Below are 10953 nucleotides of genomic sequence, written 5' to 3'. Positions count from 1 at the left end.
TGTTTGAAAGTTGGAAACGCATCCTCGCAATACGGTTGTAAAGCGCACCATTCTTCCCATAAAAGGCGATCAATCTCTTTTTCTTTCGCCTTTTTAAACATTTCCATGCCTATGGATATTGGAAGGTTCATAACGTACTCCAAATCTCCATATCTACTTGCAAACGTGTCGTAGAATTCTATTTCGTCAACCCAACGAGTTTCGAAAAAACTGGTTTAAAACTTGTATCAACGTTTTTAAATTCCATTACGATGTCATATAGATCGCTTAAATCTAAATCTTTAATTACATCTACATTAATACTGGATAGATCAGCCAACAGTTGATATACTTCTTCTTCTGCTTCGCCTAATCCAGCGAACACTTCTATAAATAAATTGATACCTAACGCTTTTTGCTGTAAACCTAAGTTTTTCAACTCATCTAGCATCTTGAAGTCAGGTTTTATATCCATTTTCTTTACAATGCGTGATAAACGAGGGATGTCTCTTGTTTTGATACCTCGCACTACATATTCTTGACCTTTAATTTTGACTGCCATATCGATTCCTCCTTAAAATAAAAAGAGCAGGGATTGCCCCTACTCCTTAACCTGCCGGTATTAATTTTGCTGCTTCTGTCGCTGTTAAAATACGTTTTTTCCATGGTACTTTTCGAATGTTTTCTGGATCACGATGTCCAGTGAATGTTACTTCTGGAACAACTTCACTCTCATTTTCAAATCCTAATTCTAAAGAACCGTCAGATAATGCGTTATATACGATGATTTCGACGATATCGCCACCTAAAGTTTCACCAACCCATGCCACATTTTTAAGATAACTTTCTTTCGTAAGGCGTTCCGTTGCTTCAATTACATCGTATTTGATAGTCTTTCCGTCTTTCGTAACGGTTTCTTCGAAAACTTTTAATCCAGCAATGAAGTTTTTAATTTTATCTTTATCAAGGAATTCAAGTGTTTTAAAGCTGATTTGAGTTTTTGACTTAGTAATACGTTTCATCCCCATAGTGTCACCTGGCGAACCATCATACTCAATTTCTTTAAACTCTGGTTCATACTTAAAGGAACCGCCACCTTGCGTAGCGCCTACAGGAAGTTCGTCTTTTTCTCCATAATTAAAGAAGAATGCCCCCCAGTCTCCGAAGAGAACATTTTCTGGTTTTGGTTGTGGAGCTGCCATATAATCAACCCTTTCTATTGTTTAAAATAAGTTCTTAAAATGAACCGCACTTCTTTGCGTATGATATTTGGGTCTGAATCAGGTACTTTCTGACTCGAAAGATAAGAAATAGCAGCACCAAATTCAGCGCTGCTTAATCTTTTTCTATGAAGATTGCTTTCTAGTTTCGTAATCAGTTCATCTATTTGAGCAAGGTGAGCAGAAGTACCGTAAATATCAATTGTAAGCATGATATTCTTCCGTCCCCATGGTTCTTTATCATCGTTCACTGTATATACTAGATAAGGCATATCAGCCGTTGTTTTAGCAATTTCATAGTACCTTTCTTTATGAATCTGTTTTAATTCACTGTGTAATATATTTATAAAGTCATTCATGCTATCTACCTCATTAATGACGAATAGGTTCGCGTGCCAACTTGTGTAATTTGCGGTTTATTGCTCTCTGCTGCTGGTCTAAGAAAAGGCTGTGCATGTTGCCCTTGTGTTTTAATCATCTTCCCTGTTTTAGGGTCACGGTACATCCAAGGAGTTTTACGCCCATCACCGTCTACAGCATAAATTCCTGTTCCCTTCTCAACATAAATACCATGATCAGCAGAAGTACCGATAACAACTTTTTCTTGCTCTGCTTTAGAACTAATGCTTCTTCTTAGATTGCCAGTGTCTACAGCAGCAAGTAATTTAGCTTTAGAAGATACAAATTGACCAATAGCAGTATGAGCTGCTTTCTTTGCAGCCAAATGTCTCGCCATAACAGCGGCTCTATTGGATTGGAATTTCACGCTCATATGGCAACATCTCCAATTCTATTTGAAAGAATCTACCCGCATTCATTGGATCGCCCGGATAAGTAACGCTGTATACCTTCTTATCGATAACTAATCTATCTTGAATAGTTACGTCGAAAAGCATGCAGTAAAAGAAATGTGTGCTTTTCTCTTCTACTTTCTTATTGCGAGCATCCTTTGTTCCTTGGATTGCATCCAATACACCTTTAACAGTATTGATTTCTTTCCATTCTTCTGTTGGATATGGTCCATCATCAAAACCAGCGTTGCGAAGTACTGTAGCATCTTTTCCAAACTTGCGAATCATTGACTGAATCATCGAATACGTAACCTCACTTTCAGCCCCTTCGTGATGCTTGCTGGATAATCTCCCACGTCATCATAAGTAACAGAATAGTTACCTAATGATTCGCTTTTCTTCCCTTCTCTCTCCCGCTCCTTATACTGATGAACCACCATTTTAGCGATGATACCAGGATAAGCAGGAGGGAATTCAGGAATAGTTCTATTGGTATACTCAGCAACCATTAACATTGTATCTTCAATGCTTATTAATAAATCTTCATCACTTATATTAGGTACTTGCAGTTTTACACGTTTTAAAATTTCTGCTTTCACATCTTCCATCTAATCACCTACTTACGTAAAAGAAAAAAATGGAGAAGGCTTATTAAGCCCCTCCACCTGGTTTTTCCGGAGTAATTGATGTAACTGTAGCTGTAAGTACCGCTATTGACTCTTGACGAAGGATATCTCCACCATAAACCATAAGACCACGAATACCATCTGCAAAGGAATTTTGCAGACGTTGTGCCTCTGTTTCAGTTAACTGTGTCCCGTATCCAATGGCAGACTTATGAAGACCTAAAATTTTATACTTACCACCAGTACCGTGAATTTCTTCTGATACAACGATTTGTGATCCATTAATAATCTGTCCTTCAACAATACCATTTTCTAAAACAACAGGTTGCTTAGTAAAGCGATCATCTTTAGATAATAAACCTAAAACCTGAGAATTGATGATTGTGAATCGTTCAGTTTTAGGAACCTTTTTAATATTTAAAATCGTATTTAAGTCTACAATGTAATCATATGCATTTTTAGGTGATAACTCAATTGGACTAGAGTCACTCCCAATTGTATGAGTTTTATGAGCGCCTTTATAAAGCCCTAATACGAATGTATCAACGGTTTCCTGAAGTACCGCTCCTGCCTCTTGTGTATGTGGGTCGATTAAATCTCCAGCAGCCTGAACTGCATCTACATCATCAACTTTGAAAGCAAAATACTTTTGTTGATCCATATTAATTTCTACTTTAGAAGGGTTGGTATCATCCCATTCGATTGTACCATTATAATCTTTTACATTTACTGCGCCTACACGATTAAAGATAATCTTATTACCTTCGATTTTCGTTGGCGTTGTTGTAATTAAATCCGCAATAGAACGCTTGTGAAAGTTCGCCATCAAGCGCGCTTCCCAAATTGTTGGAATAAAAGTTGATACTGACATATATTAATTCCTCCTTAATGTTTTTCCATAACAAAAGAGATTACTAAACTAGCAATCTCTTTTGTTCGTTTTATATTTTTTTGACTGTACCATTCAAATCACTTAACTTTCCCAGTGCTACTTACCCCAATTGCGCATATCCTTCTGAATTTGTGGCCAGTTCGCATTAATTTCAGCTTGACTCATTGAATTTACTTGTTCTCTCGTAAATCCCCCTCCAGTTCCGCCACTAACATGGATTTCTCGGCCAGCAGCTTTAAACTTTTCAGCCACTTTTACTTCTAATGCAGTAGAGAATAAATCATTAAACTTTGACACCCTAACTTTTGTATCTTCTACATCTGAACCAATAACAAAATCTACAAATTTAAGATCCAATCCAACCGCTGATAAACCATCTGATGCAACACTCTGCATTTCTTTCTGATGAAGTACTCTTTCTCGCTCTTCTAGTTGTTCCTGAAGTTGCTTCATCTCATATTCAGCTTTCTCTTGTGCAGTCATAGAAGCGGTTTTATAGTTCTCTAATTCCTTTTTTGTTGCATTCAGTTCTTTCGAATATTTAGAGCGCACTCTATCTTCCGCTGATTGTACCATCTTCTCAATAAATGTTTTTGTTGCATCATCTAATTTCGGTTCTTTTTGTTCACCAACTGGCGGTTCTTTTTGCTCTTCAACTAGTGAATCTTTTATATCATCCGCAGGTGATGTTTGTTCATTCTGTAGTGTCTCATCTGCAGGTATTGCAGGATCAGAAAAGAATTGCAGATTTGATAAACGAAACGGTAACTTTGTTAGTTCTCTTTCTTTTAAAAACTGTACTTCCGCTTGCTTTTGTAATTGTTTCATTATTATTCCTCCTCTGAGTTCCTATGAATACACCCTATTTAGTTCGTATTTTATAAGCCCTCGTGTGTTTTATTATTCAAGAGAGTCTTTCCATTCCTCGTAACTAACTGCGCTAATCACCTCATTCTTACCTGTAGTTGGGTTTCTGGCCCTTCTCTCAATGAATGAGCTAACATCCGCTACCTCAGTAATGAAAGTACAGCGGCATCGTACAACTTCTTTAGCAGGTAAATTACTATCATGTGGATATTCGCAACTATAACCACCGACTTTAAATAATCCTTTAAACGGTACTTTTTGATGATCTGCTGCTTGGTGAGTAGGACGCGTACGTTTATCTAATGTAGAAATCCAAATCTTCTTCATTGATACACCTTCATCAAAAGCGTGAGAAGCACTGTCATAAGTACCTAAGTTTTGCACCCTAGCACTTTCTGTCCAAGCGACCATTTGGGCTTTCTTCGCATCACCATCAAGTATCGGCTTAATCCGATTTGCCATTGTTGCATATCCTTCGCCTTTTCTAAGACCGATAGATAACTCTCTGCGTATTCGGTTAACTATCTGTACTCGATGTGTACTTAACCTTTGATTGAGTGTCATTTTATCGATTGGCATTTGTACCGCTCGTTTAATGACGTTCGGGTCAAGAAGACCATACGAAAGAGCCACGCCGACTTCTTTCTCGATGAGATAACTCGTATAATAAAAAGACTCTCCATACTGATTGGAGAGCATTTCATTGAGTGTTTTCTTTTTCTCATATGTTATTTCATTAATTACTTGTTGCAGTTCACTTTGCATGCTCTTATATCGATTGAATCGGCGCATTTCTTGCATACTCAACTGCTCACTTACCGCATATTTGGCATAATAAAAAGCCAGTATTCCTCTGACTTCTTCTAAAGCATCTTTATACAGGTAGAGAATCGCCTTTTCCAGTTCGTCCTCTATCTTTTGGAGGTGTTTCTGCTTCTTGTCCCATTCCATTAGGCTCACCTACCTTGTCAAGATTCATGGAATCCGCTTCTTCTTCCTGCATCTTCTGTATTTCCGTTTTTGGATCAGAAACAACAGATAACATAGATAATCGTGTTTCTTCACTTACTAAGCCTTGTAGTTTAGACTGCACATCAGCTTCATCAGCTAAGTTGGCTGGAAGGTTTCGCGTAAATTGAAACGTCATACAAAGGTAGTCTAGTTCTCCTTTATTTGAGCGTAAGTTCCAAGCATCAAACAATAACTTAAATTGTTGTCGCAATGACTTAGTAAACTTCATTTCTAATGTTCCTGATTTAGTTTCTAAAGCTAATAACTTGTAACGAATAGCAACACCAGTAAGGTTACCACCAAATGATTCATCAGAAAGGTTCACATGCTTTGTGAAACGGCATATATTCTTTTCTAATCTGTCGAGATGGTGTTCAAGTATGTTGTCATTAAGGTCCTTAGTTAAAAAAGAAGCCTCACCATTCTCACCTACATCAAGGGCACCAGTTTGTTTTAGCTTCTCGATAGTATCATCATCTATATCAACGCCTTTAAAGATCATATAAGCCAGACGAAACTGTTCAATCTCACTGTTTACATCGGAAAACGAACGGTCATAACCTTCAATAAGTGATATAGCTTTATCTACATCTCCTTGTAATTCTTCATTGTTAGGAAACCCAATAAGTGGCACACCTTTAAATAAGTTAGGAATACGTTCAGTCTCTGTTAACTTATCTAAATCTTCACCAGTGTACTCAATAATATTTGTTTCATTGTAAAACTCTACTTTATAACCATCCTTGAAATCATCACCATCAATTACTTTGATTGGATAGCAGCGTATAGCGTATTTAGGTTCTGCAATGCTTGAATTCGTAAGAAATATAGCTTCGTAAGGTTTGATATTCATAACCTTTTCGATGCCTTCTTTATCGTGATACAGTAATCTCGCTCCGTATCCACAAATAGAAGCGAACTTCCCTGTTTCTGCATCAGCATCCTCAGTATGATTCGCTTTTAAAAAGTCCTGAATACGTTTCAATACTTCATCATCTTCATGATCTAAGCTGTATGAGATAGGCAACCCAAACATATAACCGATTTTTGTATCAATAATTTCAGAAAAGAAGTCATTGTTTAGCTTATTGTTAACCTTATCTTTATTACCATCACCTTTAAACTCGCGAGTAAAGATAGGCACACCCTTTTCACTTGCTTTGTATCGCTCGTACCTGTTAATCATGCGTTGTTTTAATGGTTCAAACTCATCAATAATTTTTTTTAGCAACTTTGATGTAGGCTCGCCATTTTGTTTATCCAGCAACGGAATATAGTGTTCAAACATCGTCTCACCTCCTTAATAGATTGACTTAACAGCCTTAGCTTTGTTATTAGTTACAACAACTGTATTTACAAAGTAACGATCACCATCCATTTGGTGGTCATTCTCTTTATTTGGTTTATCTTCACCACGAGCTGTAGCTTTTTCATCCCAAGTATAAGAAGCATATTCACGGAATGTTTCTTTACAGCAGTCGTTGTATTTTATCTTCTCTTCATTAAGAAGTCGCGCTACATTTCTTATGCCATCTATAACTTCATTCTTAGCTTTAAGCACTTTAAATCGATTCTTTTTCAATAAAGCAATAAATGAAGCTGCTGATGGGTCAACTATAATCCCACGAATAGAAATATCTCCTATGAATTCTTTTAGGTCGTCAAGATACTCATCATCTGTCTTTTGCCTTGAATTTTTACGACCATCATAATGGTACTCTTTTGCTTTGTACCATATACCTTTACACAATCCCCATAATCCATATGTCATAGGGTTCTGTGTACCATAGTCACAAGATACATAATACTTCTCGTATTCTCTTTCTACTGTTTTTACAACATGCTTTTCTTTATTAAACATGTCATATACAATACCTTCTGCAAGCACCCATAAACCTAAAATGAAGCGTTGAAAGAAGACTCCACTATACATACGATAGTATCTTTGCTTCACTTTTTCAGATAAAGAAAGATTATCGTCCATTGTAAAATGAATATGTAGCAGGTTCTTGTCTTCCTTATTATCTATCCATTCAAGTTTGAACCAATGATACGGGCCGGCAGGGTTACAGTTAAACCAATACTTTGAGCCTTCAATAGAACAACGTCCTGTAGCCTGGTTCACAAAGCTTTGCGGCATAAGAGCAACTTCATCAAAAAACATACCAGCTAATGTAATACCTTGGATAAGTTCTTGTGATGATTCGTCCTTACCACCAAATATATAGAAATGATTCGTATGGCCATCTTTACTAATGGTAAGCATGTTCTCTGATAGATGATCTTTCACTTTATATTTACGTGATTTTAACATCTTCTTTAATGGAGTAATTACGTTGCGTCGCAGTGATCCAATTGTTTTACCTGCCATACCTAGGTTTTCACCATTAAATGTTTCAGTTCCCCACATAACATAAGAAAGAGCCATCGAAACAGTTTTGCCAGCACGAATAGAACCATCGCATATAATGCCGTCATGGTCCTTCATAGGTGAATCTTTTCTCCACCAAGTGAGTACTTGTAATTGTTTCTTTGAGAATGGTCTAAATTTAAAAGGGGCAGGTTTAAGTTTCATCTTCCCACACCTCTGCTGTTTTACCTTCTAACGCATCGATGAATCCGTCATCTTCATACCCTTCACCTTCATCACCTTTAATACGAGAAGTATCTGCTTTAATTTTATCAATTTGAGCTTTCTGCACTTCCATCTGCATTTTGTGGTGTTCTTCTTCGATTTTACGTTTGAAATTGTCAGGTACTAAGTCAAAGTACTGAGATAGTTTGTCCAGTGCTTTCATCTTGTCAGCAAGTTTTACTGACACGCCATCTTTTCCGAGTTTTACTTCGGTTATTATAGAACCATCAACCATGTCAGCCTCGTGTAAATCTACATAATTTATGATACGAGTTATTTCTTTACCGGATTCATCTTTCATCGGGCCAAACATCCCCATTACAGGTACTTCCTTCTGTCCAAAGGTTACATAGTTAGTAATATCAGCAAAAGCAATCTTAATGTACTCTTTAAGCACATCCATCGCTTCCACAAATACATTCTCGATTAACTCACCTTTAAGCTCTTTTATATAGGAAGAAACTCGTTCACGTCTTAGCAATCGACTAGCCTGTACATGAGCACCGTCTTTGGAGTATCCAGCCTTCAGTGCAGCTTGTGTACCATTGAAGTATTTCACATAATACAAACAAAAGAGCCTTTCCTTTTCGGTCAGCTCTTCATCCTCTAAGATCTCTTTCAGTTTTTCTTTCGTTTTGGGATTTTTAACATTAGTAACGCTCCTTTTCGCAATAGTAACGTTACCATTCATTTGTTCATCCCATTTGTCTTGTGATTTCCACTTTCTGATTTGCGAAGGCTTAAGGTTTAACTCAGCAGCAATATCAATTAATGGCTTCTCACCTTTACTTATTTTATATATTTCAAATGCTTTATCTCTGTCCGGGCTACGTTGTCTAGCCATAACCACCACCTCACGATAGGCTCTATTAGTCTTTTAAGCTTTTAGGAATTCATCCATTGTTTTATCAAGCAAACTAACCATTGCTTCTCTCTTTTGCTTTGGTGTTGTGTTATCTTCTAACTCATTAAAGATTGGAATTGCACTTTCTAAATTCTGTTTATCGATGCGCTCATTTACAAGGTCCTGTCCCAACATTGAAATGAATGTACCAATTGCAACCGCTTGTTCTTGTTTAGTTAGTTTCATTGTTCATCATCCTCCAAAATCACTCTAATTTATTCTTGAAATTCTCTAAAACTCGATGTATTATATTTTTGTGTTTTTCTCAGTTCCCAAGCCGAGAATACATCATCACTTCTGAAAGGACCCGAACTCCAGCGGGTTCTTTCTTTTATTCCTCTCCTTGTAAATCTGTTTATTTAAATGTAAAATTATAAATAAGTTCTAACATTTTGAATCGAGGTGAAAATCATGAGAAGTTTTGGCTCATTAATGGTCTCTACTGTCTGCTCAGTACTTCTTGTAATTTGGAATGCCTATGAATCCTATAACGGATTTACAACAGGGCGCACCTACTACTGGATTAATGGCATCGGAGCTGTTATCTTCCTTCTATTCTTTATCCTCAACATGCGAGATTTCACAAAGAAAAACTACAGAACCTCATAACAATAGGAGTTGATACATATGTGGAAAAAGATTAATAATTATAAGTTTCATCTAAAAGATTTGAAATTTATGACTTGGCTATTTCCAATTGTCGGTTTGTTATATGCCTATGAATTCTTTTCTGGGCTAATGTACCACCAGGAGGTTCGTTGGCTTAAGTTAATATGCATGGCGATAATGATTATAGGATTCATGGATACTAGAAAAAAGCTTAAAAACAAAGATTATAGAGTGGCTTAAATCACCAAACACTCTTGAACTCATTTTCGAATCATTGTATTATATTTTCGGGTCTTACTTCATAAATCATTATCAGGAGAATCTGCATGTTTGCAGGTTCTCTTTGTCAAATAAAAAACATCCATTATATAAACACTTCATGTTATTATGATTAAATTGTTTTAATTCAGATTGATATGCAGGTGAAACGAATGGAAAATAAAGAACATGAACAAAAATACGATTTAAGCAAAATATACACATACGAAGAGCATCCTGATAAAATCAGTGGTCGCTGTGATAATTGCGGTAATTCCACATTCAAAAGTTCTATTAAAAATTTCATCTTCTTAAGAGAATGCCGTCAATGTGGTATGAAGAAAATCATATAGCCCCAGGTAGGGCTTTTTTCCTTATTAAATAAAAAAGCAGCGGATTCGCTACTTTAACTGATTACTTATATTTCAAAATTCCTGCCGTAGCTGTTCATATTACTCCATCATAATTCCTCCTCTTTTAATTCTTTCGCTTTAGCATAAATAGTAGAACGCGGAACTCCCGTCATTTTTGAAATATCATTTACACTCAAACCATTCTCTTTCCTATTAAAGAATAAGTTCATAGCCTGCTTCACCTGTTTTTCATCCTGCCCCTTACGCCCCATATGTTTGCCCATTGCTTTGGCTCTTTCTCTTCCTTCAGCTGTTCTTTCATTGATTAAATCTCTTTCAAACTCAGCAATAGCCCCTAGCATAGTAAACATCAATTTACCTGCAGGCGTTGAAAAATCAATTTGTTCTTTAAGAAACACCACCGCTATTCCTCGATCAGCTAATTGATTTACAATCTTATGCAAATCAAATATTGATCTAGCTAAACGATCTATTTTACAAACAACAAATTTATCTCCTTCTCTCATATACTCTAATGCCTTTTGTAATTCTTCCCGATCACTATTAGCTCCACTGTATTTTTCAGAATATATCTTTTCACATCCATATTCTGTTAACCTTTCAATTTGTGCATCTAAGTTTTGATCTTTTGTACTCACCCTTGCATAACCAACGATAGCCATCCAAATCACCTCAAAATAGTCTAAAAGTCTTAAGAATTATACACTTTTATTTTAGACTATCTTTTAGACATTAACAACTATCTGTTTACAAAGTTTTTACCCTATACATTTCAACTGTACAAAAG

General features: G+C 36.4%; 17 protein-coding genes. 3 read left to right on the top strand and 14 right to left on the bottom strand.

The features are described 5' to 3' along the window. Nucleotides 1-178: 178 nt before the first annotated feature. The 13 genes from ACUL40_RS28450 to ACUL40_RS28390 form a co-directional block, all read right to left on the bottom strand. A complete protein-coding gene (locus tag ACUL40_RS28450; protein WP_079004520.1) occupies nucleotides 179-541 on the bottom strand; it encodes a hypothetical protein in 363 nt (120 codons plus the stop codon). A 46-nt stretch (nucleotides 542-587) separates the two neighbouring features. Beyond that, entirely contained in the window at nucleotides 588-1181 is a 594-nt protein-coding gene (locus ACUL40_RS28445; protein ID WP_000729984.1) for a hypothetical protein, read from the bottom strand. 14 nt (nucleotides 1182-1195) lie between these two features. Further along, complete coding sequence (locus ACUL40_RS28440; RefSeq protein ID WP_445423089.1) at nucleotides 1196-1558, bottom strand: hypothetical protein; 363 nt, start codon at nucleotides 1556-1558, stop codon at nucleotides 1196-1198. A 5-nt stretch (nucleotides 1559-1563) separates the two neighbouring features. After that, complete coding sequence (locus ACUL40_RS28435) at nucleotides 1564-1971, bottom strand: HK97-gp10 family putative phage morphogenesis protein (RefSeq protein ID WP_087965602.1); 408 nt, start codon at nucleotides 1969-1971, stop codon at nucleotides 1564-1566. Next, a complete protein-coding gene (locus ACUL40_RS28430; protein ID WP_445423088.1) occupies nucleotides 1946-2290 on the bottom strand; it encodes a head-tail adaptor protein in 345 nt (114 codons plus the stop codon). Before ACUL40_RS28430 ends, ACUL40_RS28435 begins: the two co-directional genes overlap by 26 nt. Continuing rightward, a complete protein-coding gene (locus ACUL40_RS28425) occupies nucleotides 2287-2598 on the bottom strand; it encodes a hypothetical protein (RefSeq protein WP_139020180.1) in 312 nt (103 codons plus the stop codon). Before ACUL40_RS28425 ends, ACUL40_RS28430 begins: the two co-directional genes overlap by 4 nt. Nucleotides 2599-2641: 43 nt before the next feature. After that, nucleotides 2642-3487 (bottom strand): phage major capsid protein, encoded by an 846-nt coding sequence (locus ACUL40_RS28420; RefSeq protein WP_000116908.1) that lies wholly within the window; start codon nucleotides 3485-3487, stop codon nucleotides 2642-2644. Nucleotides 3488-3604: 117 nt separating this feature from the next. Continuing rightward, a complete protein-coding gene (locus tag ACUL40_RS28415) occupies nucleotides 3605-4336 on the bottom strand; it encodes a DUF4355 domain-containing protein (protein ID WP_000811673.1) in 732 nt (243 codons plus the stop codon). A 72-nt stretch (nucleotides 4337-4408) separates the two neighbouring features. After that, nucleotides 4409-5176 (bottom strand): phage head morphogenesis protein, encoded by a 768-nt coding sequence (locus tag ACUL40_RS28410; RefSeq protein ID WP_266009449.1) that lies wholly within the window; start codon nucleotides 5174-5176, stop codon nucleotides 4409-4411. A 73-nt stretch (nucleotides 5177-5249) separates the two neighbouring features. Beyond that, nucleotides 5250-6674, bottom strand: a complete 1425-nt coding sequence (locus tag ACUL40_RS28405; RefSeq protein ID WP_079004514.1) for a phage portal protein — start codon at nucleotides 6672-6674, stop codon at nucleotides 5250-5252. A 12-nt stretch (nucleotides 6675-6686) separates the two neighbouring features. Beyond that, nucleotides 6687-7961 (bottom strand): PBSX family phage terminase large subunit, encoded by a 1275-nt coding sequence (locus tag ACUL40_RS28400; protein WP_079004513.1) that lies wholly within the window; start codon nucleotides 7959-7961, stop codon nucleotides 6687-6689. Beyond that, the gene (locus ACUL40_RS28395; protein ID WP_079004512.1) at nucleotides 7951-8865 is read right to left on the bottom strand and encodes a terminase small subunit; all 915 of its coding nucleotides are present in this window, start codon (nucleotides 8863-8865) and stop codon (nucleotides 7951-7953) included. Before ACUL40_RS28395 ends, ACUL40_RS28400 begins: the two co-directional genes overlap by 11 nt. Before the next feature lie 33 nt (nucleotides 8866-8898). Continuing rightward, the gene (locus tag ACUL40_RS28390; protein WP_079004511.1) at nucleotides 8899-9111 is read right to left on the bottom strand and encodes a hypothetical protein; all 213 of its coding nucleotides are present in this window, start codon (nucleotides 9109-9111) and stop codon (nucleotides 8899-8901) included. A gap of 225 nt (nucleotides 9112-9336) precedes the next feature. On the opposite strand from ACUL40_RS28390, the gene ACUL40_RS28385 reads away from it, so the two are divergent. The 3 genes from ACUL40_RS28385 (at nucleotide 9337) to ACUL40_RS28375 (ending at nucleotide 10145) form a co-directional block, all read left to right on the top strand. Then, a complete protein-coding gene (locus tag ACUL40_RS28385) occupies nucleotides 9337-9534 on the top strand; it encodes a hypothetical protein (protein WP_074554458.1) in 198 nt (65 codons plus the stop codon). A gap of 18 nt (nucleotides 9535-9552) precedes the next feature. After that, the gene (locus ACUL40_RS28380) at nucleotides 9553-9774 is read left to right on the top strand and encodes a hypothetical protein (RefSeq protein ID WP_029441601.1); all 222 of its coding nucleotides are present in this window, start codon (nucleotides 9553-9555) and stop codon (nucleotides 9772-9774) included. 191 nt (nucleotides 9775-9965) lie between these two features. After that, on the top strand, nucleotides 9966-10145 hold the full coding sequence (locus ACUL40_RS28375) for a hypothetical protein (protein ID WP_079004510.1): 180 nt from the start codon (nucleotides 9966-9968) through the stop codon (nucleotides 10143-10145). 107 nt (nucleotides 10146-10252) lie between these two features. Here ACUL40_RS28375 and ACUL40_RS28370 read toward each other — a convergent pair whose 3' ends face one another. Further along, nucleotides 10253-10828, bottom strand: a complete 576-nt coding sequence (locus ACUL40_RS28370; RefSeq protein WP_001018890.1) for a recombinase family protein — start codon at nucleotides 10826-10828, stop codon at nucleotides 10253-10255. Nucleotides 10829-10953: the final 125 nt, after the last annotated feature.

The sequence above is a fragment of the Bacillus sp. KNSH39 genome (assembly GCF_052656585.1).
This window is presented reverse-complemented; position numbering and strand designations above follow the sequence as displayed.